Genomic DNA, 22,810 nt, shown 5'->3' with positions numbered 1-22,810 from the left:
TCTCCGGCATAACTCCGGGTCATAAAAAGGCGGTTTGAAATTCCTATCCCCAGAATTGCTTTTTCGCATCGCTGGCCGTAACGTACACTGCTCCATGCGTGGAATATCGAATTGGCAATCTGGAATCCAAAACCCATCGCGAGGTGATTGAGCATGCGGAAAAATAATTCGCGCGGGCGGCAAGCGCTGGTGGCATCGTTCCTATTCATGCTCGTTGGCCCGGCCGCTTCCTGGGCCCAGGCTCGCTCCAATTTCGCCTCGAGCATCACCAGCGAAAGCATGGCGTCGGTGTGGGTGGCCAGGCATCTCGGCCTTTTCAAAAAATACGGCGTCGAGACGCAATATATCCTGATGCCGCGCTCGCCGTTGGCGGTGGCGGCGCTGCTCGCCGGCGAGATCGACGTGGCGGTGATCGGCCCCGGCCATCTGGTCAATGCGAGCTCCGGCGGCGCCGACGTGATCGGCGTTGCCAATTTCGTTCAGAAGCTCGACTACCGCTTGAACGTGCGGCAGGACATCAAGAGGAAAGAAGATCTGCGCGGCAAGAAGCTCGCCATCAGCGGCCCGGGTGCGACTTCGCATCTGGTGGCGCTCTTGGCGCTGCAAACCATGGGCGTCGACCCCAACCAGGCAAAGATCGCTTTTATCACCATCTCCGGTACCGAAATCAACCGCCGGCTGGCGCTCGAAAGCGGCAGCATCGATGGTACGACGCTGAACGGCTCGGTGGGCGACATCTACGGCAACAAGGGCTTTCCGATCCTGTACAACTTCAAAGGTTCCGGCGTGACTATGCCACAGACGATGATGGTGACCACGCGGCGTATCGCCGCGGCCAAGCCGCAGGTCATCGAAGGGTACATAAAAGGCCTGGTCGAAGCGATTGCCTTCATGCTCGATCCCGCCAACAAAGAAACGGTTATGCGGATCCTGGCGACCAACTTGCGGTTGTCCAACAACAGCGAGGCAGAAGAAGCCTACAGCGCGGTGGTCAATTCCTACGAGCGCGTGCCGATTCCCACCGTGGATGGTATGAAGCGGCTGCATGGTTTGCTCGTCTCGATCAATTCCAAACTGGCCGACGTGAAAATCGAAAACGCGATCGACGACTCGTTTGTGCACAAGCTGGAGACCTCGGGCTTTATCCACAGCGTGACCAAGAAACGGTAGAGCGCGGCCGGATATCACCACAAAGTGATCTGGTTCTCGGCTCGCGCATGCTACAGCATTAGTTTTCACCACGAAGGAGCTAGCGCGGCGTGACACAACCAAATATTCGGCTAGCAGCTTCGCGCTCGCGGGAAAAGAGCGACCGATGAAAGTCGAAAACATTCAAGTGGTCGTGGTCGGCGGCGGCAGCGCCGCCTTTGAAGCGGCGGTGGCGGCCAAGCAAGCCGGCGCGCGCAAAGTCGTGATGTTGGAGAAAGCGCCGGAGCCGGAGTTCGGCGGCAACGCGCGCTTCTCGCACACTGGCTTTCGTTTTGTCTACTCCGATGCATCGGAGATCCGCGGCTTTCTGCGCGACACGCCAGCGGCGGAATTCGACCGGCTGCATTTGCCCGGTTATTCCCCCGCGGATTTCACCGCGGACTTGATGCGGGTGACGCGCGGGCGCATCAACAAGAAACTCGCCGAAGTGCTGGTCAAGGAATCCAACGCTGCGATCCATTGGATGGACGAGTTGGGCATCGAGTGGGAGCCGGCCGGCCATGTGGAGATCGACGGCAAGCTCTATTTCGAGCCGGGCATCGTCATTCATCCCACCGGCGGCATCGGCGGCGGCATCAGCCAGTTGAACCAATGGCGCGACATCGCGACACGGCTGGGTGTCGAGATTCGCTACGAGTCGCGCGTGCGCGAGCTGTTGGGCAACGACCGGCGCATCGAAGGTGTACGCGTCTCCGACGCCAACGAGGAATATGAGATCCGCGCCGGTTCTGTCATCCTCTGCGCCGGTGGTTTTCAGGCCAATCCCGAGATGCGCGCGCGCTATCTCGGCGCCAACGCCGACTTGATGAAAGTGCGCGGCAGCCGCCACGACACCGGCGAGGTTTTGCAGATGGCGCTGGCGCTCGGCTGCAAAGCCTCCGGCCACTGGCAGGGCGCCCATGCGACGCCCATCGACGCGACCTTTCCGGACGTGGAGCTGAGCAATAAGGCCAACCGCTACGGCTATACTTTCGGCATAACCGTCAACTCCCAGGGCCAGCGCTTCTTCGACGAAGGGGAAGCGCATATCTCGTACACTTACGCGAAGACCGGCTGGGCGGTGTTGAGCGAGCCGGGCGGCGTGGCCTATCAGATTTTTGATCGCAAAGGCGCGGCGCTGCAGGATACAAGCTACTATCAATTTGCCAACCCCATCGAAGCGGCAACCATCGTCGAGCTTGCCGCGAAGATCGGCATCGAACCGGCGGTGCTCGCCCACACAGTGACGGAATTCAACAACGCGGTGCGCGACGATGTGCCCTTCGACGCTACCAAAACCGACGGCCGCTCGACGGTCGGCATCACGCCACGCAAGTCCAACTGGGCGGAGCGCATCAGCGAGCCGCCGTTTCAAGCCTTTCCCGTCACCGGCGGCATTACGTTCACCTTCGGCGGCGTCGAGATCAACGCCGACGCCCAGGTCGTCAACGCCGGCGGCCAGCCGATTCGCGGCCTGTTTGCCTCCGGCGATATCGTCGGCTTATTTTTTCATAACTATCCCTCCTGCACCGGGCAGACGCGCAACGCCGTGTTCTCCCGTTTGGCGGGCCGCCACGCGGCGGCGCAGGGACTGTGACGAGGAGCCTACGGCAGCGCTCCGGCTCGGGACAAATCTGATTCTCTTGGTGTTTACGAAGGCACCGTCGCCTGCGGCGGTGCCACCCCATTCGCTGCTTATCACCTTCGGCAGCTTGAGCGAGCGCGAAACGGCGATCTTTGTGGCGAAGGACTACGGCCTGTTCGCCAGACGAGTTTTGGCGGCGGCGTCTGGATGCGATCGCGCTCCGCCAGAGCGTGCCGCCGAGATCTCAAGCGAGGGCGCGCACGCACAAGGTGCGCCGGCGCGGATGAGTTGGGCCCGGCTGCTCAGCGTCGCCCCAAGGAACCTTTCGCGCCTCTCCTAGCCGCTTTTCGGCCGAGCTGACTGCGACACCAGCGGGTTTTTCAATGAGCACAAACCGGATTGACATCTCTCCCGGTCCCGCGATATGGCTCTGGGCTGCAGAAAGAGGATTGAGATTCGAAATTCCTATACGGCGATTCATTCTTTTGGAGGTCGTGATGATTTGGCGCAAAAAACAATGGCTGCTGATCGCCCTCTCGGCACTCGCTTCTCTACTGGGCAGCAGCAACCCCGTCGACGCCCAGACCCGGGTGACCGTCGGCGTTACTGAAACCATCGAGACCCACAATCCCTACGGCGACAGCGTGCGGCTGATGTACAGCGTGTGGAGCGAAGTCACCGGCCCGTTCTGCGCCTACAACTATGCCAAAGCGGACTTTGAAGGGCGCCTGGCGGAACGATGGAAGATTGAGAATCCGACAACCTGGATCTTTTACATAAACAAGAACTACAGGTTCAATGATGGCTCACCGGTCACCGCTGACGACGTGGTGCACTCGCTGCTCAACCGGGTCATGGCCGATCCACAGTCAAAACAGAAAGTCGCTGTGGCGCCGTCTATAGCCAAGGTCGAGGCGATCGACAGATTCACGGTCAAGATTACTACCGATAAACCCACCGCGCCGCTGCTGTCATTTCTCTGCGACCGTTTGATCGTCACCAGCAAAGCGGCTTTCGACAAGTATGGACGGGACGTTGCCGACCGAGAGCATATGATGGGCGGCGGTCCCTATCGGTTAAAAGAGCTGATTCCTGGCCAGCGCCTGGTGCTGCAGAAGCGGCCAGACCACCCAGAAGCTAAGAAAAATCCGCGCGCCCCCGACGAAGTCGTCTATCGCATCATGCGCGAGCCCGAGCAGCGCGTCACGGCTCTGCTCAACGATGAGATCCAGATCGCGCAGTTTGTCCCGCCTCATATGCGCCACCGGGTTGAGAAGAACAACAACCTCCGCATCAGCGCCATAGACTCCATCGAGATCATGTTTCTCGCCATGCAGCCCAAGCCACCCTTCGACAAAAAGGAAGTCAGGCAGGCGGTCTGCCATGCGATCAATCGCGATCAGATTATCGCGACTTTGCTGGAGGGATTCGCCAGCCGTCTCGACGGCCCCCTCGGTCCCGGGCAATACGGCTACGATCCCAACTTGAAGCCTAAGCTAAACTACGACCCGGAGAGAGCGAGAAAGCTTTTGGCCCAGGCGGGCCACGCCGGCGGCGTCGATGTCGAGCTGCAAACTCCCGTGGGTCGCTATACCCTCGACAAACAGGTCAGCGAAGCGGTGATTCCCATGCTCAATGCCGTCGGTTTCCGCGCCAAGCTTGCGACGCCGGAGTGGGCGACGCTCTGGGCCAACGTGCAGCGCGGCGCGGCACCTTTCTATTATATTGGCCGCGGCTCCATCCAGGACCCGAGCGGCCCGCTGCACCAATACTTTCGCACCGGCGAAACGCCGCGCATCGGCTACTCGAATCCAAAAGTCGATGAGCTGCTCGATCAAGAACAGCAGGAGTTCGACCCCAAGAAGCGCCGCCAGTATCTCTCGCAAGCGATGAGCATCATCACCGAAGAGGCGCCCGCATGCTTCCTCTGGCGCCACAAGCTACTCTGGGGTTTGAACAACCGCGTCGATTACAAACCACTGCCCGACTCAGGAGTGTACGCCATCGAGATGGCGGTGAAGAAGTAGTCGGCAAGCGATCTATTCGCTGGAATTTGGAATCGATGCATCTTCGAAATACAGAGCAAAGCGAACAATATGGGGAGCCTCTTTGGGGCATCCTTGACCAAATTGACTAACTCGTTAACCTGGCGCGGTTGGCCTTGAGTTTGTCAATTCAGTCAAGTACGCATGCCTCGCTCCCGGGGTGCGTCCCGACTCCATGCTATCTTCGCCAAATTATTACAGGGCATAGTGCACGGCGGCTGCTGATTCGCCATGCCCTCGCCCTGGGTCATAGAAAAGGGCGTTTGCAATTCCTATACGAATCTCCGCGCCGTTCATCACCGCGGCGAGCATCGGCGTCGCGCCGCCCATCAGGAGATCTTGCGCGGCAAAGACGATGATTTGTGCCTCTGAGCCGTAGGGATAGGTCGCGACCTGTCCGTACTATCGCGATGCACAATGTTCCGATGAACGGTAGCGTTCTGGGTTGCGGCAAAGAATGCTCTGAAAGTCGCAGACTATGTTGACACCCGCAGGCGAACGCAATAAATTGCGCTCCATTATGGCTCCCGAAGAAGAGAGCGTGGCGATCCCAGGAGGTGCACTCTCCACTGCATCGACCGAGGTGGCCGCGCCCAGGAAAAGGGGCGCATCGGGCGCGGCCGTTCGGACGCTTGCCTTGAGGGCGATCTCGATCGCTGCCATGATCGCGATCTGGTGGATATTGACGTTGTTCTTTCCACCGAGTCTCATCCCGCTGCCGTCGAGCACCTTCAACGAAGTGGTGTCGATCATGACGAGCGGCCAGTTCTTTGCCGAGATGGGCGCGACGCTGCGCCGCGTCGGCGTCGGCTTCGGCATCGCCATGCTGATCGCGATTCCGCTTGGCATTCTCATGGGCACGATCAAATGGTTCGAGAGTTTCTTCGAGTCGCCGGTGATTCTCGGTTTGACCATGCCCGGGCTGGTTTGGGCGGTGATGGCGATCATGTTTTTCGGCCTGTCGGAGACCAGCGCCTATGCGGCGGTGGCGGTGACGATCATGCCGATGCTCGCAATCAGTCTGTGGCAGGGAACGAAATCCATCGACAAAGACTTGCTCGACATGAGCACGGCCTTTCACGCCGGCATCTGGTCGAAAATCGTCGATGTGATTCTGCCGCAGCTGGTATCGCACATTCTTGCGGCGATTCGCTACGGTTTGGGCCTGGCCTGGAAGGTCGTCGTGGTGGTCGAGATGTTCGGCTTTAGCAACGGCGTCGGTTATCAAGTGGTGCGCGGCTTTAATGTTTTTTCGATGAAGCAGGTGCTCGCCTGGGCGATTACGTTTCTGATCGTGATGATCGTGATCGAATTTGGCTTCATCGGCTGGCTCGAGGGCCGGGTCACGCGCTGGCGGCCCAAGCTGGAAGCCTGGCGAAGATAATCGGAGTCACTCGCGCAAAGCCTGCCCTGAGCGAAGTCGAAGGGACGCAGAGGGCGCAAAGTTCGGAAAGGAACGTTTCACCACCAAGGAGGCACGAAGGCACGAAGAGAAGAAAAGACGAGAGAGCCAATTAAAAAGTCTTTTTCCTAACTTCGTGTCCTTCGTGCCTTGGTGCTGAAAGGGATCCCGATAACCATGGCCTACGTGCATGTCGACAATGCGGTCAAGTATTTCTCCCGCGAAGACGGGTCGGACATGCTCGTGCTCGACCGGGTTTCATTCGATACCAAGGAATTCGGCATCACTTGCCTGCTCGGTCCGTCCGGTTGCGGCAAATCGACGCTGCTCAATGCCATTTCCGGACTGGAAAAACTCGACGGCGGCCTGGTGGACGTGATCGGCAAGGGCAAAGCTTCCACGGGCGATGCCCGGCTTGGTTACGTGTTCCAAGACGCCCGGCTGCTCAACTGGAAAACCGTCGAGCAGAACTTGAGCTTCGCGTTGAAAGGAATGCAGATTCCCCAGGCCGAGTGGCCGGAGCGGCTCAGTAAATATCTCGATCTCGTCGGTTTGGCTGAGTTCCGCAATCAGTTTCCGCTTTATCTCTCCGGCGGCATGCGCCAGCGCGTTGGTCTGGCGCGCGGCTTGGTGATCGAGCCGGAAGTTCTCTTGATGGACGAGCCGTTTAGCAAGCTCGATCAATTGACCGCACGCCGGCTGCGTGAAGAATCGCTGGCGATCTGCGCCAAACTCAAGCAGACCACGGTGATGGTCACCCACGATGTCGAGGAAGCGGCTTACATGGGCGACCGCATCGTTATACTGCGCGCGCGCCCGGCGCGTATCGTCGAGATCTTCGACAATCCGATGGCGCCGGGCCAGCGCGATGTCGACGACGCGGAGTTTATTCAGTTCAAGAAAAAACTGCTCAACACGGTTCTCCAACTCATGGAAGGAAACGAGGTGATGTCATGAGTCGATTCTTCTTCGCGCTGGTTGTTTTTTTGGCTCTGGGGGCGCACGGCGTGGCGCGCGCCGGTCAGGCGGAGCTGCCCATAGTGGAAGTGGCGCTGCCGGAAGACGGCATGTTCGGCCTGGGCGGCCAATATGTCGTCGACAAGGGCATCGACCGCAAGCATGGCTTCGTCATGAAGCCGCGCTGGGCGGCGCTGGCCGAATCGGAGAAGCTCGTGGCCCTCGGCACCGTGCCGCTGGGCATTGCCACCGCCGAGTCGGCTGTGCGGGCGAATCTAAGCGATATCAAGCTCAGGCTGATCCAACCCTATCAGACGCCGCACAATTCGATTCTCGTGCGCCGGGATGCGCCGTACAAAACTCTTAAGGACTTGCAGGGCAAACCCTTTGCGCTGCCGCCCGAAATCACCTCGGCGTACAACCAGTTCGATTACATGATGCGCAAAGAGGGCATCCAGATCGAAAAGTTTTTTCAATTGAAGAAACTCGGCGCCGCCGGCATCAGCGCGACGCTGGAGCGCGGCGAAGTGGAAGCCGGCTACAGTTGGGAAGCCCACGCGTCGAAGCTGCTCGCCACCGGCAAGTACCGAGTCCTACTCACGCCGCGCGACGAGATGAACCGGATTCTCAAGACCAAAGTGAAAATGCTCGGCTGGCTCGGTACGGTGGACACCTGGGCGGCGCAGAATAAGCCGCTGATTCCCAAGTTGCGCGCCGCCTGGCAGGAGATGATCAACGGCGTGCAAGCCGACGAAGCCCATTTCATGAAGAACGCCAAGCGCCTCTTCGGTCTGGAATCGCCGGAGGAGTTGAAGCTTGGTTGGTTCCGCAGCAAGGAGTTCTTCCTGCCGCCCAACTTCCCCTGGCCGGACAAAGCCAATCTCGATATCGAGAAGCGCTATCTGCGCGAAAGCACCGAGATGGGCATCTTTCCGAAAGAGGCGATGAAGGTGATCGATGTGATGTTTATTCCGTAGCGCGGTGCGCCTGACGGCCCATGTTCCAAGGGTGCCAAGGGCTCCAGCGGTTCCAGGTGTTTGGCGGCTTTCGACCCTTGGAGCCCCACGGAACTTGTTCGAGCGGCGCGTTTAATCGGAGGGCAAAAAGGGTGAATAAATTTATGGTGCAGCAGTCTTCCACGAGGCGGCACCTCCCGCAGTGGAAGAGCTTGAAGGTCTACTCGCCAAGATTACCCAGCGCGTCATGCGCTTACTGACGCGCTTGGGCGCTCTCATCGAAGAACCAGACCAGACCTATCTCGCCGAAACCGAGACCGACGGAGCGCTCAAGACTCTGCAAGTCGCCTCGTGCACTTATCGTATTGCGCTCGGCCCACGCGCTGGGCGGAAAGTGGTGAGCTTGCAAAGCCTGCCGAGCCAAGCCATAGCGTCCATCCCAGAGCCGCGCGCCAGCGCATGTTCGAGTATCCAACCGTTGGCGAGTTGGCCGCGGTCATAGGTTCCGAGCACGAAGCCGCAGCCAAGGATCTCGATCGGCTATTTAGCGAGATCGAAGCGTTGCCGGAAGAAGAGGCACAAAAACTGCTCAGTGAGGGAAAGCGGCGCCGCTAGGCGACTGTTAGCCGAGCCGACACCGGCATAGTCACGCTGATCCAGCGCTTCGGCTCGGCGGCCAATCCGAGGACCCACAAGAGGGACATCCTTAGACTGACTTGACTAACTCTCCGGCATAAACCGAATTGACATCTCTTGCGGTCCTGCGCTATGGCTCTGGGTCATAGAAAAGCGCGTTTGAAATTCCTACACGGACTCTCGGGCTAGCCAAGCTCAAGCTATTGTCTATTGACTCGACTACCTAGGTTGAGTAACTGAGTGCTTGCGGAGCAGCAGTTGTGCGAGCAGCGGAGGTGCAGTGAACTTTTTCACTTTGGCGACAGCGGCGCAATTTATTGTGGGACTCGCTTGGTTGCTCGTCCCAGTCGTTGGTCACGCTCAGACTCTTACCAAGATTCAGGCATCCTATGACGGGACCGCCGGGTTTAATCTCCCCATATGGATTTTAGAGTCCACCCCGATCGGCAAAAAATACGGCTTCGATATTGAGACCGTGTTAACCCGCGGTGCTCAGAGCACGGTGGGGTTGATCGCTGGCAGCTTTCAGTATGCGCAAACCGCACTTCAGAGCGTAATGACGGCGAATGCCCAAGGCGGCGGTTTGGTGGTTCTGGGGACCTCGGAGTTCGGATTTTCCTACAAGTTTGTCGCGCGAAAGGAAATACGCGACCCAAGACAACTGAAGGGAGGAACTGTCGGGGTGGCCGCGTACGGCGGCAACAATCATCTTTCAGTTCGTCTCGCGCTCGAAAAACTCGGACTCGCGGAGCGAGACATGACGGTCATCGTTGCCGGAAACACGGCGCAGCGCGTTCAGTCGCTGAGTATCCCGGGCGGGATGACTGCCACGGTACTTTCACCGCCAAGTTTGTTTAGAGCGGAAAAGGATGGTCTCTCAGTATTATTGGACGTGCGCGAATTTGGCGATTACCCCAACAGTTCTGTGATTACGACGCGTGCGCGAATCCAAAGCAACTTCGGTGAGGTCAAACGCTTCGTGCAGGCTTGGACCGAAGCGATAGCGTTTTTCAAGCGCAACCCGAAGGAGACCCAAGCGATCCTGCGCAAGTATCTGCGCATTGAGGATGCTGAAGTGGTCAAAGCGACTTATGATTTTTTCGCGGAAAAACTTCCGCGGTCGCAGCGGATCTCCAACAGGGCATTCACTCTATTGTCCGACGGCATAAGAACCCTTAACCCTCAGGCTGGAAAATTGTCGTTCGAGCAAGTCATTGACATGCGCTTTGTCGACGAAATGGAACGAGATGGATTCATTGCGTCGCTTTACCGCTGATACAGGAAAGGTAGTATGAGTTTAGCAACCAAATATGACGAAGTTCTGAACGAGATGACCCGTGAACTTTTTCGCACCAGCGAAGTCCACGGATTTCTTGAGACGCAGCTTACCCGGAGGCGTGCCCAGATTATCGCTCAACAGTTTGGACTGTTCGTCAAAAATCGCAGACCCGCATGGACCTACTTAATTGCCCGGTCACCATATCTCGATGCCCGCCGGGCGCTACTGATGCATGAAGCCGAAGAGATTATCCGAGATCCACGCTGCGATTCTGATCATTACAGTCTTTGGGTGGTCCACGGCAAGGCGGTCGGATTAACGGCCGAAGAAGTTATCAACGCAGAACCGCTGCCCACTACGCGCGCCGCATTGGCCGGGTGGACGTACCTAGCCATCTATCGTCCTTGGGTCCAGGCCCTCGGAGGGGTTTCCGTTCTGGAACGCGTCAACATGGACAAGATCATTCCCGGCGGGGCGCATCAGACGCGTGCAGAGAAGCGTTGGATTGAAGACTTGGGTTTGTCTCCTGACCAGATTCCTAATTTCCGCGTCCATCGCGAAGCTGATTCAGATCATAAGAGTGAAACCATGGGACTTTTGGAAAAATACGCCAAGTCGGAAGAAGACTGGTTGGGGATTGTCGATGCATCCAAAGAATCCTTCGATTACTGGCGCGTTTTTCTTGGCGGATTGACCCACGCGATTCGCGACGAGAATTACTTTACATCGTAAACGATTTGACCTTATAGGAGGTAGTATGGCGCGGCTTCGTCACATTGCCATCGCGACCAAGGACCCCGAGAAAACCGCGGCTTTCTATCAGAAAGTCTTCGGGCTTCAGTTTATCAAGCGTGTGCCCACTTCACCCCGCGGCGGCGGTGTGTTTCTTACGGACGGGCATATTAACTTCGCTTTCCTGAACTTTCCCACCGACGAGGCGGCAGATATGGAAGGCGGAGTTTCCTACGAAGGCCTGCATCACCTGGGTTTTCACGTAGAGGATATCGACGCAGCCGCCCATGTTCTAGAAGACACGGATGCGGAACGTCTAGGTGAGGCGGCGGGGTCGGGTCACAATTTCTATTTCGAGCTCAAGTACCGCGGGCCCAACCGAGTCATATTCGATGTGTCATCCAAAGGTTGGGACCTGGCGCCACCCCAGCAGCCGACTCCGCAAGCGGAAAACCCCGCGGGAGCCTCCCGATCGGCGGACAAATAAAGAACCGGATCGGCGCAGCGGCATCGCGGTTGCGGCGATGCCGGTAAGATCGATTGCTACTCAGCGGCTCGTGACGCCGGTTGCCGTCAACGCCGCTGTCAGCGTTGCGGTTGCTTCGGCGCTCAATTCTTCCGCCGGCCAGCGCGGGTAGCGTTTGACATTGAGCCCTCGCAGTCGAAATGCATCCCGATGCACGGTTCTACCGAAACGCATTCCCAGTCGCACCACGGTTCGACCATAGTCGTCGGCCTTTTTTTGCAGCGCCGCCGCTTCGTCATATTTCTTAGCTTCTAGAGCGTTCCAAAGCGCGACAATCACCTCCGGAATATGAGCGGTCGGCGGCGGAATCGCGCCGCATAAACCCTGGGGCGCGGCGGGAAACAAATCGATCGTGTTGCCGGAGAACACGGAAAAGTCCTTGGGCATTGCGCCGAGATACGCCAGCAGCAATGCCTGGGGATAATAGCTCGCTTTCATGCCGCACAGACTGGGTACTTCATCCTTGAGTTTTTTTGCCAGCTCCGGTGTAAATTTAAACCCAGAGTACTTTTCGTTGTCATAGAGAAAAATCGGGCTACTGATCGCCTTGGCAACGCCCTTGTAGTGTTCGAAGATTTCCCACGGAGTATGGTCGCTGAAATAGTATGGCGGAACGATGCCGATGGCATCGACCCCGAGCTTATCGCCATGTTGGGCGAGCTGCATTGTGGTTTGATAGTCGGCAGCTCCGACATGAAGAATGACCGGCCGGCGCCGGTTAATCCGCTTGACGACGAATTCCGCCGTTTCGATCCGTTGCTGGGTCGTCATGACTGGGCCCATGCCCGTCGACCCCAAAACAAAAAAGCCATGCACACCGGCGTTGATCATGAACTCGATAACTTCCTCGGTCGCTTTGTAATCAACTTCACCATCGTCATGAAATACTGTGATCAAAGGAATGTAGATGCCGCGGAACTTTGTCGCCATGAAGTGCTCTCCTCGTGGGGCTATTCGATTATCAAGCTCACGGGCGAGCTTATATGGTTCGCAACAGTTTATGCAAGACAACACTAAAGCAGGAGACGCCGAGCGCGCATCTACAGCAGCTGTGCCGCTACATCAAGCGGCCGGCCATCGTCAACGAACGGCTCAAACGTAATCGCACCGGCCCGCTCGTGCTGCAACAACGAAGCCCACGGTATCGCTTGCCCGGACCTCGACCGAGCGTCGCGTAGAGCAACCTTTCGCGCCTCTCCTGGCCGCTTTCCGGCCGAGCCGACCGCTATGCTAGTGATTTCTTCGTCAACCAGAAAAGCGATTGACAATTCTGCCGGCTCTCCCCTATAGCTCCGGCCATAGAAAAGGTGGTTTAAAAATCCTATCCAGACTTCGACAAACCCAATCGGTAAGTCTCAATCGGGAAAGCTTAAAAACCGTAGAAAGCCGAAGGGTTGTCTGCCAATATCTTGCGAGCAACCGTCTCGCTAATTCTACCTTGCTCAACCCATTGGTGCACTTGTTGTAATGCATCTGGTTGGGCGGAAGTATCAAAGTGGGTGTAGTCACTACCAATCATCAAATTATCCTCAGCCCCAAGAGCAAGAACATGAGAGATATCTTCTATAGGGTCGATCGCGACGAAAAAACGATTAGACCTAAATAACTCAGACCCAAGGTCGAATTGTCGTATCCAATGACGCCTTTCTTTCTCGGCCTTCAGTCGGTCAATCACATAAGGCAGCCAGGTGGAACCAGACTCCAGAAAGCCAAAACGTAAGTTCGGAAACTTTTGCGGGATGTTGTATAAAACTAGGGCATGAAACGCATCCATGACGGGCAGCCCAGTCAGACCATCACCATGACCAATGACCGGCCCATCGGGTGGATTCCCAAAACCGGTATGTACGCAAATGGGTAAGCCGAGAGCGCTGGCTTCTTCGTATATAGGGAAGAAGTACGGGTCGCTTGCTCGCTTTCGGTGCTCTATCCCCTTCTTGAACACGCCACATGCGCCGTTATCTTTCGCCCAACGTAGGAGTTCGACAGACGCATCCATATCCAAAAAAGGCAAAACTGCGACCCACCGCAGACGACCTTTTGATTCGGAGCACTTGCGAGCCAAATATTGGCAATAGCTTTTAGCCAGCGCTACTTCTACTTCGGGATTGCCTGTGATGTATTGTAAGAAAAACGTCGGGTAAATCACGTGGATATCAACTCCCGAACGATCCATGTGTTCAAGACGAACGCGAACGTCAAGCAGTTCGCGTGACTCCAGAGTAGTACCCGTCGATTTGTCATCGCGAATCATTCTTTGCCGTAGCCGTCCGTCAACCAGCCACCAACGGCTGGCCGCAGAGCTGAATCCGGGTGCTTCGGTGCCCGCTGGCGGTGTCACCGTAATCGGACGAAAACGAGCAGCAGGACCATCCATAGTCGCCCATGCTTCCTCAGGTTCATCTATGTGCGTATCCACGTCCACGACAGGCATTTCAAACCTCCTTATCAGGCTGGGGAAAGTCAAATATCTAACAGAATAATGACTGTTTGAAGGAATAAAGTCATAAGAGACTTGACCGTAAGTTCTCTCCTATCTTTTTGCTTCGAACCGGCGGCTTGCCATCCACCGCAGCTATAAAACTTTCTCGGACAAGGAGTCAATCAGAGAACGAGACACGTGAAATTGTCCGCCATGTGTTTTATCCGCGTTATACGCAATAGACAAGCGCAATGGGGTTTGTTGACAGCCGCGCCGGCCAGGTGTTAGCGTCACGGCAGTTGGCAGCCAAGCAGAGCGGAAGTTCTTTGGGAATTGTTGCGAGGATTTACTTAAATGAATCTAACCGAGACAACAATCAATACGGTCAAGGCGTCGCCGAGCACGGCTGTGCTGCACGACTATTGGTATCCCGTAGCAAAGTCTAGCGAAATCGCCGACAAGCCTTTCAAGTTTACCCTCCTGGATCAACCCTTGGTGCTGTGGCGAGCAAACGGCCAAATCACCGCTTTTTACGACCTTTGCATTCACCGTGGCACGCCCCTTTCGCTCGGCTGGATCGCCGACGGCCAGCTCGTGTGCGCCTATCATGGTTGGCAGTATCGCGTCGATGGCGCGTGCAGCTTGATACCTTCTCTCCCGACCGGACAATCGATACCTGCAAAAGCCAAAGCGCGGGTTTTCAAAGCGGTAGAAAAATATGGGCTGGTTTGGGTCTGCATTGGCGAACCGCGCTTCGAGGTTCCAGAATTTCCGCCCGAGTATTACGACCCGTCGTTTAATTGGCAACCGTATTTTTCCGAAGGCCGCTGGAATGCGAACGCCGCACGAATGATCGAAAACCTGGCCGATTATTCACACTTCGCTTGGGTTCATCCGGGCATACTCGGCGACCGTGCCAACCCACTATGTCCGGAAGTGAAGCTGGAAACCATCGACGGCGGTTTCCAATATGAAATCGACACCCCGGTAAACCGGCTCAATCCTGATCTAACCGCGAAACAACGCTACGTCGTCATTCTCCCCTTCATGCTGCTCATTCAAAGATGGCAGCCAGGAAGCGTCGAGCGGCACACCAATATTTACCTTTGCACGCCGATGTCTTCCAAGGAAACGAGATTTTTTCGCTTTGCCGGGCGCAATTATCGCGACCACCAACCCGACGATCTACTGAACCAGAAGCACCAGACCATTTTCGCGCAGGACAAAGTCATCGTCGAAGCGCAACGGCCGGAAGAGTTACCGACGGATTTGAGCGAAGAGCTCCATCTCAAGGGACCCGATACACCGGCCATCGAGTATCGGCGGCGGCTTAGACAGCTCAATATCGCTTGGCAATAACCCCCGTCCTGGCAGCACCGAAGTGGATCATCTCCCGTCGGTCGATCGTCATGATGCTTGGAATCCCAAACTCCGGTGATGAATTCGCAAACAGTTTCTCCTAAGTCACGCGCCGTGGTTGTGACCGGCGGCGCCAACGGTATCGGCGCGGCAATCGTGCGCCGGTTGGCGCAAGACGGCTATCAAGTCTTGTTCGGCGATATTGACAGTGCCCAGGGCGGCCAGCTTCAGGGGGAATTGAGCAAAGCAGGTTTCGCCGTGCAGTTCGTACGCTGCGACGTGAGCCGATCGGATGATGTCCTAAAGCTAGCCGGCGCCGCCCACGACTTGAGTGTGCCACTTTACGGCATCGTTAATAACGCTGGAATCTTTCCGCGCCATTCGTTTCTGGACCTCACCCTTGACGACTGGGAGAGCGTTATCGCCACCAATTTGACCGGGCCGTTTTTCGTCACTCGCCAATTGGCGCCGTTACTGATAGCGCAAGGGGACGGTGTCGTGATCTTTACGGTGTCGGGTTTGTCTTATAGGGGCGATGCCCTTGGCATTCATTATTCGGCAAGCAAACACGGTCTGCGCGGCCTAGCAAAGTCCTTGGCGTTGGCACTTGGCCCCAAGGGCATCAGAGTGAACTCCATCGCTCCCGGAGCGACGGAAACCGCCCAGGCATTACAGGCTCGCTCGCGCGAAGAATTACTTGAGCGAGGCAAGCTATTGCCCCTCGGCCGAGTCGGCCAGCCCAGCGATGTCGCCGGCGTAGTCGCGTTTTTGCTCGCGGACGATGCGCGCTATATCACCGGCCAAACTCTGCTCGTCAACGGCGGAGCGGATATGCCATGAGCACCCGAGACAGGCCGTTCTGCGAAGCTAATTTATCTTGAGAATTTTCTGCATCTCTTTCTTCTCGGCATCCGCCATATCCAACCAGAGCAGGGCGATTTCTTTGATACGCTCGACTGAAATGGGCCGGATCACGACGCGCGCCTTTTCGACCTCCGCTTGAAAATCCGCATCAGTAAAGGTTTGATCGAATGCTTTCCTGACGGCCGCCACCCGCGCCGCCGGAACCCCAGGCGGTAACGTAAATAGTCGATTTATGTCGTTGGCACCAATCACAGCCACGCGCAGCAGCCACTTTCCCCGCTCTGTCTTTGCCAGGTCTATCGCGTTGGGCACGCGTTCGAGTCCAGGCCAAGGCCTTTCACCAATTTGCGCGATGACTCGGATATCACCGCTCTTTAATTCCTTCTGAAATGATCGTTGAACTCCCTCGTAGGATGAACAAGATCCGTCCACTTCACCGCTGTCCGTCGCAAGGCGGACTTCCGTCACGCCTTTGAAACCATCGACCAGCTTGATGTTAACTCCCACTGCAGCTTGCAGAATACGAGCGTTATCGGAAGGAAACGTCCCCGGGGCAAGGCCACCTAGCTTGAGTTCTTTTGTCGAGCCAATGGCTTCGGCAATGCTGGTCCAGGCACTCTGCCGAGCGACCCAGCAAACTTGAATATCGGGGCCGGGCGATGGCAGCCAGTTAAATAGGCGGGCATCGAATTTCGCCGACGGATTACCGAGAGCTTGCAATCGGAGTAATGCGCCGTCCAGGTTTAAGATCACCGAGCCGTCGCGCGGCGCGGCGTTGGCGAGGTAATTGGTCGCGATCAGTCCGCCTGCGCCGGTCATGTTATCGACCCAGATATTGGGCTTGCCCGGAATGAACTTGCCAATGTGCCGGGCGAAAATGCGGGTTGCCGTATCGAACAGCCCACCCGCGGAGTACGCCGTAATGAAACGGATCTGCTTGTCACGATAGAAATCCGCGACAGGATCTGTTTGGGCGGACAACGCACCCGCGGAAACAATCAACATGACAATGGCTACCAACATCGTGCAAAGGTGCATCCTGTATCTCAACATACTGGCTCCTCTCAAATTCGCCCCTCTAGGACCAATCCAACGCCCGCCTCATTGAGCGGTAGTTTCCGTGCGATAGTCACACCAACCATGCGTCCGAGGCTCAAACATTCGGCCAAATGCGATGATGGTTCTAAACACCCAATACTCCAGAACTCCAACCTTCCAAGTAACCATTGCGCTCTGCTATTGATCCGCAGCAGCCCAGAGTACGCGAATCGCCGGCGGTTGCAGCCACTTTGTGCCGCGCTTCTGAAGCGCAACTTCTTCCCAGGTGTCGCCGCGATCATAGGTTACATAAATCGCCCCCTGGCCGGGAGGGCCGGCTGTATGACCGCGGGCAACGTCGCCGAAGGCAGCGAAAATGGAATCTTTATGAAACGGGTTATAAGCCAACTGCCAGCACATCGCGGCATGCTTTGCCGGCAATCCGGCGCCGACTTGGCGCCAGCTTTGACCGGCATCCTCGCTGCGGTAAATGCGTCCTTGGACACCGCCTGGTTGATCCCAGTACTGGGGCGAGCCATGTCCAGCGGCGACAAACATCGCCGCCGGTTCACCTGGCAGATGGATCACGTCATGAAAGTAGTCGCTCTCCATTCCCTTTTCGGCGCGCTTCCAGCCTTTTTCCGGCGGGTCGGCGATGAAAAAGCCGCGCGAGGTGGCAGCGAAATATCTCGTCGTGCTGCCCGGCGAACGGACCACCATGTGGATATCTGGATATTCGAACCCGTCGCTGACATCTTCCCAAGTCTGGCCGCGGTCGAAACTGCGCACGACGCCGCCATGCTCGATGGCAAGATAGATAACCTTGGGATTTTCTGGATCAATATTGATATGCCGGATATGACCCTGATGCGGCGGGTGTGGGAAATACCATTTGTATTTGACATCAGCCGGCATTTCCACGAGGGATTTGATCTCCTCCCAAGTATCGCCGCCGTCTTCGCTACGGTAAAGATGAACCGGCTCGGTGCCGGCATAGATCACCCGCTCATCCGTCGGATCGACGGTGACCCAGCGGATATCGCCTTCGAGAACCCGCTGCCAGTGCCGTCCGGCGTCCTTGGTGCGATAAAGACCGTCGAAGGTGACCCCGGCGAAAACAGTTTCAGGGCTGTGCCGACAACCGTAGACGGAATCCACCACTTTGTCTTTGAAGTAGGGCTCGAATTCTCTCGAACCACCCATTGACGTCCAGATATCGCCAACGCCGCGAAAAAGAATCATCCCGGCTTGCGTGCCGGCGTAAAGTCGATATGCCTCAGCCATAACTCTCTCCTCCGATAAAAATTAAGCCTTCCTGTCGCAATCGATTGCGCCCATAACTCAGTTGAAGATCATCCCGCCGTCAACCTAAAGGCTCTGCCCGGTGATATAGCCGCTCTAATCGCTTGTCAAAACGCCACGCCTTTCAGAGATCTTGTTCTGTTGCGTCCGCCGTTTCACGGGAATCTGTTGCCAAATCTAACGATTGGGGAACGCGATCACTAGGGCTTTCGCCGGCGCGTTGGCGGTGCTCAGTTGGCCGCTTGCTGTACTCTGTTCATGATCCCGCTTAGCGTGGAGTAGTGAATTTACGTGTCGCGCACCCTCCACCTGGCTGTAGCCGTGCTGTATAGGAACATTTAAACCAACTTTTTTCTGATCGGAGCTATATCGCTCAACTGGCGGGGGTGTCAATTACCCTTCTGTTGATGAAAACGCGTTTTTTCTTTGGCTGGCTTGGGCGACGCAGCCGCCCGAGCGAGGATTTTGACGATCACCGGCGGATCTTCGATGGCGGCCCTTCGACGAGGTCTCAGAACATGATCTTCAAGCTAGCGCCGCAGTTGGGAGAGTGTTGAGACTTCTACAAATTCCTCAAAGCTAAAGGCAACCTTCCAGAGTCGCTCACGTCGGTTGCATGCATAAACTCGTCACCCTTCTTAACGCCATGATCAACAACAAAACTCGTTGGTCTGAAACTTTTGCACTTCAAACCGCTTGACAAAAACACAGCTGCTACTGGATGCTGTAATGAGTTGACAGACCGTCAGGTTTGGACTAGGTGTACGCAACTTCATTGGAGATGGGAGTCGCTATGAAAGTTCGTGCCAATAGGCTCATTGGCCTTTCTATTGTCCTAGGGGTTCTGCACATTGCGCCAGTGTCAAACGCCGCTGAAAAACTCGATAAAGTCCGCTTCACCTATGCGCCGCTCTCCGCTAGCGGCTTTCTTTGGTTCGTCGCGAAAGACGCTGGGTACTTTGAAAAGAACCGACTCGACGTCGAGATGTATTTCGAAGGCGCATCGCCGATCATGGTGCAATCGCTTCTCGCGGGCGAGAATCAACTGGCGGGCGGCTTAGGACCCACGGTCGTCACCAACGTCTTGCAAAGCGGAGATGTTATCGCAGTCGCATGCATCGTGCACACTTTTACTACGCCGATGTACGTCCAACCTTCGATCACCAGCCTGCAACAACTGCGCGGCAAAAAGGTCGGTGTGAGCCGCATCGGCGCGGTATCTCACCTGACAGCCGATTCGATTTTGCGGCGCGCGAGGGTGGGCGATGTGACGATCATTCAAACCGGGGGCATTCCCGAATCCATGGCCGCCATGATGACCGGCAATGTCGATGGCGCCATGGTCAATCCGCCCAACAACATTATCCTGCGCGAAAAAGGCTATCGTGAAATCGTTGGAGCGCAGCAACTAAAAGAAATGAACCTACGCTTTCCCGAGAACGGCCTGATGGCCAAGCGCACCTGGGCCGAGAGGAACTCGGATGTCGTCAAACGGTTCATCAAGTCCATCGCCGAAGGTCTGCGACGCCTGCACGACGACAAAGAGTTCGCGATCAAGACTCTAAGCAAATACACCAAGGTCACCGATGCGAAATCACTCGACGAGAGTTACCGTTGGGCCATGGAAAGTTTTTTCAAAGATTTCAAAACACCGCCCGACGCGCTGCAGATGATGATCGATCAGCTCGCGTCGTCGCGCCTCGTCGATCCCAACCTGGCGCAAAAAACGCGGCTCAAGGCATTCTACGAGAATCGCTATGTCGAAGAGTTGGAGAACGAAGGGTTTTTCAAAAAGCTTTGGCAGTGAGTCGAATAGGCACTTCAACAATATGAAATCGCCCGCTTTGCGCCTCTTGCGGTGCGGGCTTGGGCGATTTGTGGCGCACGCTTTTCGATGGCAGTGCTAAAGACGGTTTCGTTTTGACTTTGGCGCATACGGCTTGACTCCCATGTCTAAAATCGTTCGAGGAGGAACCATGAAAAGCCTTTGGAAGCGACGGAGCCTTGGGGTTTTTCTTCTGCTCCTGTGCGCCGATACGCGGACCGGCGTTGCCTTCGCCCAAGAGAACAAAGAAATTCTCGAGGCGGCGAAACGCGAGGGCAAAGTCACGATCTTTGGATCCATTCAAGACGACGTCATGCGGGATATGTTGAACAGCTTCGAAAAGAAGTATCCGGGTGTCAAGCCGATCTACTGGCGCGCCTCGACGACGGCGGTGATGGACCGGGCGATGGCCGAGTTTCGCACCGGTCGGGTGACCTGGGATGTATTTTTCACCGGCGTCGACGCCATGGAAATCATGCGCCGCGAGGGAATGTTTCTAAAATATCAGACTCCAGCGGCGGCTAATTTCGACAAAGCCTTTCATCACGAATTCTATAGTCCCAACTACCGCAACTCGATCATCGGCTTTATCTATAACACGCGCTACATCAAGCCGGCCGACGCGCCGAAGTCTTACTGGGACTATGTCGATCCCAAATGGGACGGTAAGACCGTTATGTCCGACCCGACGGTGCACACCTCGATGGTGAAATGGTTGTCGAGCCTCGAGTCGGTGCTGGGCGCTCAGGGGAGAGAGGACGAATATATCCAGCGATTAGCCGCGAGCCGGCCGATGCTCCACAACTCTTTTACGCCGGGGGTTGAAACCATCAGCAGCGGCGAGAAACCGCTCGGCATCAACTACGTCAAATACGTCTGCGATTTGGCCAAGAAAGGTGTGCCTTTAGATTACGTTCGACTGCCGGCTTATTTGGCGGAAAGCAACTACGTTGCCGTCGGCGCCAAGGCGCAAAACCCCAACGCTGCCAAACTCTGGATCGATCACTGGTATAGCCGCGACAGTATGGAGATCCTCGCCAAGGACTGCGAGTTCGTCAATCTGCGCGGCGTTTACCCGCCGCTCAAAGACGCCGACAAGATCAAGGTGATCGAGTCGGCGCAGCGCAGCGAAAAAGACTACAAGCAGCTGGGCGAGAAGTACGGCAAGCTGTTCCGAAAATAGTGGTTCGACGCTATCAGTAATGCTGATCTTGCTGCAGCGCACGCACGGCTTTTTCCAAAGCGTCGTAGCATCCACCGGCACCCTCTCTTTGCCGCGTTTAGGGACAAGGACGAGAACCGCCATCGTCAAGCGCCAAAGTCTCGGAGCGCGCACGCGGCTCTCGATACTGAAAAGTTTCCGACTGGCGATACACCTCTGGGAATCCCCGGGAACTCAGGATCGACAGGTCGACTTGAAACGAAAGTTCGCCCGTCTTGACGAATCTTATCTTGCAGATGATGGCGCGGCGTTTACTATTTATTCAACGGCTATCGCTTCGGCAGACGGCGCCAAAACCTATGAAAAATACCACCACCACGCCACATTGACCCTGGACAATCACTAGTGATAGGGTCCGGCCACAATCAAATTGAGGAGTCAGCGTTATGGCTAAAACGATTCTTGTCACCGGCGGCGCCGGCGGCATCTGCTCGGAAATCAGCAAAGGGTTGGCGGCTGATGGACTCAACGTCGTCGTTGCCGACTTCGCCATCGACGGCGCGGAGAAAGTCGCGGCGGAAATTCGCGCTGCCAAGGGCAACGCCATCGCGGCGAGAGTCGACGTGGGCGATCCTAAGAGCGTCGCTGCGATGATGGACGCCGGCATTGCCAAATTCGGCCAGATCGATTACGTCTTCTGCGGCGCTGGCGTCATGGACCGCGTGCCGATCATCGAAATGCCCGAAGAGATGTGGGACCGCTTGATGCGGATCAACCTGAAAGGCGTGTTTCTCTGCGCGCAGGCGGCGGCGCGCCACATGATCCCGCGCAAAGACGGACGCATCTTGAGCATCGCCTCCGGCCGCGGCGTAGCGGGTCAGCCGCGCTCGGCGCATTATGCGGCGTCGAAAGCCGGCGTCATCGCTTTTACAAAATCATTGGCGGTGGAATTGGCGCCCGACAACGTCACGGTCAACTGTGTTTGTCCCGGTGCCACCGACACGCCGATGTCGCGCATCGGTTTGACCGATGAAGCTTTTAGGAAGCGCGAAGAGATTCCGCCGCTCATGGACGGCTTGACGCACAAGTTCGAGATCGTTGGGCTGGTGCGCTACCTGCTGTCAGACGCAGCGAAATACATCACCGGCCAAACCTACTTCCTGCGCACACCGAAGTGAGCTCGGTGAGGGGTCCGGGCCCGCGCCCCCTGCCCCTTACCCTCAACCTTGACGAGTGCTTGTTCAAACCATTTTAGATCAGTTCGCCTGACCGGTCGTAGTGTCGTCAGTAAAACTTGCCCTGACCGTGAAATATGCTGGCCACGGCGTCCTGGCACCTAACGCCAAGTTGTGCCGTCGAATCATTCCTGCCCCGCCGCGCGCAAGCGCATACCGAATTGACATTTCCATAACTCCGCTCTAAGCCCACGCGGGTTTCAGAAACTGTAGGGTTTTCAGGAAGTTTTGGGGTATTGGGATTCGCCCATTGGGCGAGTTTTTTCTTGACTTGTATCTGGTTAGTGTTTTATATTT

The 22,810-nt window shown here is 56.5% G+C and carries 21 protein-coding genes; 17 read left to right on the top strand and 4 right to left on the bottom strand.

The features are described 5' to 3' along the window. Positions 1 to 153: 153 nt before the first annotated feature. The 10 genes from FJ145_23420 to FJ145_23375 all read left to right on the top strand — a co-directional run bounded on the left by FJ145_23420 (position 154) and on the right by FJ145_23375 (position 11,267). A complete protein-coding gene (locus FJ145_23420; GenBank protein MBM4264361.1) occupies positions 154 to 1,170 on the top strand; it encodes an ABC transporter substrate-binding protein in 1,017 nt (338 codons plus the stop codon). 145 nt (positions 1,171 to 1,315) lie between these two features. Beyond that, entirely contained in the window at positions 1,316 to 2,785 is a 1,470-nt protein-coding gene (locus tag FJ145_23415; GenBank protein MBM4264360.1) for an FAD-dependent oxidoreductase, read from the top strand. Between the two features lie 371 nt (positions 2,786 to 3,156). After that, on the top strand, positions 3,157 to 4,800 hold the full coding sequence (locus FJ145_23410) for a peptide ABC transporter substrate-binding protein (GenBank protein MBM4264359.1): 1,644 nt from the start codon (positions 3,157 to 3,159) through the stop codon (positions 4,798 to 4,800). A 496-nt stretch (positions 4,801 to 5,296) separates the two neighbouring features. Next, complete coding sequence (locus FJ145_23405; protein ID MBM4264358.1) at positions 5,297 to 6,202, top strand: ABC transporter permease; 906 nt, start codon at positions 5,297 to 5,299, stop codon at positions 6,200 to 6,202. A 195-nt stretch (positions 6,203 to 6,397) separates the two neighbouring features. Further along, positions 6,398 to 7,177: an ABC transporter ATP-binding protein gene (locus tag FJ145_23400; GenBank protein ID MBM4264357.1), complete on the top strand. Its 780-nt coding sequence runs from the start codon at positions 6,398 to 6,400 to the stop codon at positions 7,175 to 7,177. Next, a complete protein-coding gene (locus FJ145_23395; protein ID MBM4264356.1) occupies positions 7,174 to 8,154 on the top strand; it encodes an ABC transporter substrate-binding protein in 981 nt (326 codons plus the stop codon). The genes FJ145_23400 and FJ145_23395 overlap by 4 nt, the downstream gene beginning before the upstream one ends. A 181-nt stretch (positions 8,155 to 8,335) precedes the next feature. Beyond that, the gene (locus FJ145_23390) at positions 8,336 to 8,635 is read left to right on the top strand and encodes a hypothetical protein (protein MBM4264355.1); all 300 of its coding nucleotides are present in this window, start codon (positions 8,336 to 8,338) and stop codon (positions 8,633 to 8,635) included. Between the two features lie 378 nt (positions 8,636 to 9,013). Further along, complete coding sequence (locus FJ145_23385; protein ID MBM4264354.1) at positions 9,014 to 10,045, top strand: ABC transporter substrate-binding protein; 1,032 nt, start codon at positions 9,014 to 9,016, stop codon at positions 10,043 to 10,045. A gap of 15 nt (positions 10,046 to 10,060) precedes the next feature. Continuing rightward, complete coding sequence (locus tag FJ145_23380; protein ID MBM4264353.1) at positions 10,061 to 10,780, top strand: hypothetical protein; 720 nt, start codon at positions 10,061 to 10,063, stop codon at positions 10,778 to 10,780. Between the two features lie 25 nt (positions 10,781 to 10,805). Beyond that, entirely contained in the window at positions 10,806 to 11,267 is a 462-nt protein-coding gene (locus tag FJ145_23375) for a VOC family protein (protein ID MBM4264352.1), read from the top strand. A gap of 60 nt (positions 11,268 to 11,327) precedes the next feature. On the opposite strand, the gene FJ145_23370 is transcribed toward FJ145_23375, so the two are convergent. Beyond that, entirely contained in the window at positions 11,328 to 12,236 is a 909-nt protein-coding gene (locus tag FJ145_23370; GenBank protein MBM4264351.1) for a dihydrodipicolinate synthase family protein, read from the bottom strand. Positions 12,237 to 12,289: 53 nt separating this feature from the next. Between FJ145_23370 and FJ145_23365 the strand changes: the two genes are divergently transcribed. Next, positions 12,290 to 12,484, top strand: a complete 195-nt coding sequence (locus tag FJ145_23365) for a hypothetical protein (protein ID MBM4264350.1) — start codon at positions 12,290 to 12,292, stop codon at positions 12,482 to 12,484. A gap of 191 nt (positions 12,485 to 12,675) precedes the next feature. Here the strand turns inward: FJ145_23365 and FJ145_23360 are convergent, their stop codons facing one another. Next, positions 12,676 to 13,740 carry an amidohydrolase gene (locus FJ145_23360; protein ID MBM4264349.1) on the bottom strand — a complete coding sequence of 355 codons (1,065 nt, stop codon included), beginning with the start codon at positions 13,738 to 13,740 and terminating at the stop codon, positions 12,676 to 12,678. Between the two features lie 342 nt (positions 13,741 to 14,082). Here FJ145_23360 and FJ145_23355 point away from each other — a divergent pair, with 342 nt between their 5' ends. Both FJ145_23355 and FJ145_23350 read left to right on the top strand, forming a co-directional pair. After that, on the top strand, positions 14,083 to 15,087 hold the full coding sequence (locus tag FJ145_23355; GenBank protein ID MBM4264348.1) for an aromatic ring-hydroxylating dioxygenase subunit alpha: 1,005 nt from the start codon (positions 14,083 to 14,085) through the stop codon (positions 15,085 to 15,087). A gap of 78 nt (positions 15,088 to 15,165) precedes the next feature. Next, complete coding sequence (locus FJ145_23350; protein ID MBM4264347.1) at positions 15,166 to 15,927, top strand: SDR family oxidoreductase; 762 nt, start codon at positions 15,166 to 15,168, stop codon at positions 15,925 to 15,927. Between the two features lie 27 nt (positions 15,928 to 15,954). Here FJ145_23350 and FJ145_23345 read toward each other — a convergent pair whose 3' ends face one another. Both FJ145_23345 and FJ145_23340 read right to left on the bottom strand, forming a co-directional pair. Continuing rightward, positions 15,955 to 16,974 carry a hypothetical protein gene (locus FJ145_23345; GenBank protein ID MBM4264346.1) on the bottom strand — a complete coding sequence of 340 codons (1,020 nt, stop codon included), beginning with the start codon at positions 16,972 to 16,974 and terminating at the stop codon, positions 15,955 to 15,957. A 213-nt stretch (positions 16,975 to 17,187) separates the two neighbouring features. Further along, positions 17,188 to 18,273, bottom strand: a complete 1,086-nt coding sequence (locus FJ145_23340; GenBank protein MBM4264345.1) for a hypothetical protein — start codon at positions 18,271 to 18,273, stop codon at positions 17,188 to 17,190. Positions 18,274 to 19,051: 778 nt separating this feature from the next. Here FJ145_23340 and FJ145_23335 point away from each other — a divergent pair. The 4 genes from FJ145_23335 to FJ145_23320 all read left to right on the top strand — a co-directional run bounded on the left by FJ145_23335 (position 19,052) and on the right by FJ145_23320 (position 22,456). Then, complete coding sequence (locus tag FJ145_23335) at positions 19,052 to 20,098, top strand: ABC transporter substrate-binding protein (GenBank protein ID MBM4264344.1); 1,047 nt, start codon at positions 19,052 to 19,054, stop codon at positions 20,096 to 20,098. A 142-nt stretch (positions 20,099 to 20,240) separates the two neighbouring features. Then, positions 20,241 to 21,299 carry an extracellular solute-binding protein gene (locus FJ145_23330; protein MBM4264343.1) on the top strand — a complete coding sequence of 353 codons (1,059 nt, stop codon included), beginning with the start codon at positions 20,241 to 20,243 and terminating at the stop codon, positions 21,297 to 21,299. A 19-nt stretch (positions 21,300 to 21,318) separates the two neighbouring features. Next, positions 21,319 to 21,684 carry a hypothetical protein gene (locus FJ145_23325; GenBank protein ID MBM4264342.1) on the top strand — a complete coding sequence of 122 codons (366 nt, stop codon included), beginning with the start codon at positions 21,319 to 21,321 and terminating at the stop codon, positions 21,682 to 21,684. A 40-nt stretch (positions 21,685 to 21,724) separates the two neighbouring features. Then, on the top strand, positions 21,725 to 22,456 hold the full coding sequence (locus tag FJ145_23320) for an SDR family oxidoreductase (GenBank protein MBM4264341.1): 732 nt from the start codon (positions 21,725 to 21,727) through the stop codon (positions 22,454 to 22,456). Positions 22,457 to 22,810 lie beyond the last annotated feature (354 nt).

The organism is Deltaproteobacteria bacterium (assembly GCA_016874755.1).
Lineage (GTDB): Bacteria > Desulfobacterota > Binatia > UBA9968 > UBA9968 > DP-20.
Note: the sequence above shows the minus strand (reverse complement) of the source record. Positions and strands in the feature narration are given on the sequence as shown.

What these genes read in the sequence shown, in the direction of transcription:
- FJ145_23420 (MBM4264361.1), top strand. Translation starts at nt 154, where the DNA reads ATGCGGAAAAATAATTCGCGCGGGCGGCAAGCGCTGGTGGCATCGTTC.
- FJ145_23415 (MBM4264360.1), top strand. Translation starts at nt 1,316, where the DNA reads ATGAAAGTCGAAAACATTCAAGTGGTCGTGGTCGGCGGCGGCAGCGCC.
- FJ145_23410 (MBM4264359.1), top strand. Translation starts at nt 3,157, where the DNA reads ATGAGCACAAACCGGATTGACATCTCTCCCGGTCCCGCGATATGGCTC.
- FJ145_23405 (MBM4264358.1), top strand. Translation starts at nt 5,297, where the DNA reads ATGTTGACACCCGCAGGCGAACGCAATAAATTGCGCTCCATTATGGCT.
- FJ145_23400 (MBM4264357.1), top strand. Translation starts at nt 6,398, where the DNA reads ATGGCCTACGTGCATGTCGACAATGCGGTCAAGTATTTCTCCCGCGAA.
- FJ145_23395 (MBM4264356.1), top strand. Translation starts at nt 7,174, where the DNA reads ATGAGTCGATTCTTCTTCGCGCTGGTTGTTTTTTTGGCTCTGGGGGCG.
- FJ145_23380 (MBM4264353.1), top strand. Translation starts at nt 10,061, where the DNA reads ATGAGTTTAGCAACCAAATATGACGAAGTTCTGAACGAGATGACCCGT.
- FJ145_23375 (MBM4264352.1), top strand. Translation starts at nt 10,806, where the DNA reads ATGGCGCGGCTTCGTCACATTGCCATCGCGACCAAGGACCCCGAGAAA.
- FJ145_23370 (MBM4264351.1), bottom strand. Translation starts at nt 12,236, where the DNA reads ATGGCGACAAAGTTCCGCGGCATCTACATTCCTTTGATCACAGTATTT.
- FJ145_23365 (MBM4264350.1), top strand. Translation starts at nt 12,290, where the DNA reads ATGGTTCGCAACAGTTTATGCAAGACAACACTAAAGCAGGAGACGCCG.
- FJ145_23360 (MBM4264349.1), bottom strand. Translation starts at nt 13,740, where the DNA reads ATGCCTGTCGTGGACGTGGATACGCACATAGATGAACCTGAGGAAGCA.
- FJ145_23355 (MBM4264348.1), top strand. Translation starts at nt 14,083, where the DNA reads ATGAATCTAACCGAGACAACAATCAATACGGTCAAGGCGTCGCCGAGC.
- FJ145_23350 (MBM4264347.1), top strand. Translation starts at nt 15,166, where the DNA reads ATGAATTCGCAAACAGTTTCTCCTAAGTCACGCGCCGTGGTTGTGACC.
- FJ145_23345 (MBM4264346.1), bottom strand. Translation starts at nt 16,974, where the DNA reads ATGTTGGTAGCCATTGTCATGTTGATTGTTTCCGCGGGTGCGTTGTCC.
- FJ145_23340 (MBM4264345.1), bottom strand. Translation starts at nt 18,273, where the DNA reads ATGGCTGAGGCATATCGACTTTACGCCGGCACGCAAGCCGGGATGATT.
- FJ145_23330 (MBM4264343.1), top strand. Translation starts at nt 20,241, where the DNA reads ATGTCTAAAATCGTTCGAGGAGGAACCATGAAAAGCCTTTGGAAGCGA.
- FJ145_23325 (MBM4264342.1), top strand. Translation starts at nt 21,319, where the DNA reads ATGCTGATCTTGCTGCAGCGCACGCACGGCTTTTTCCAAAGCGTCGTA.
- FJ145_23320 (MBM4264341.1), top strand. Translation starts at nt 21,725, where the DNA reads ATGGCTAAAACGATTCTTGTCACCGGCGGCGCCGGCGGCATCTGCTCG.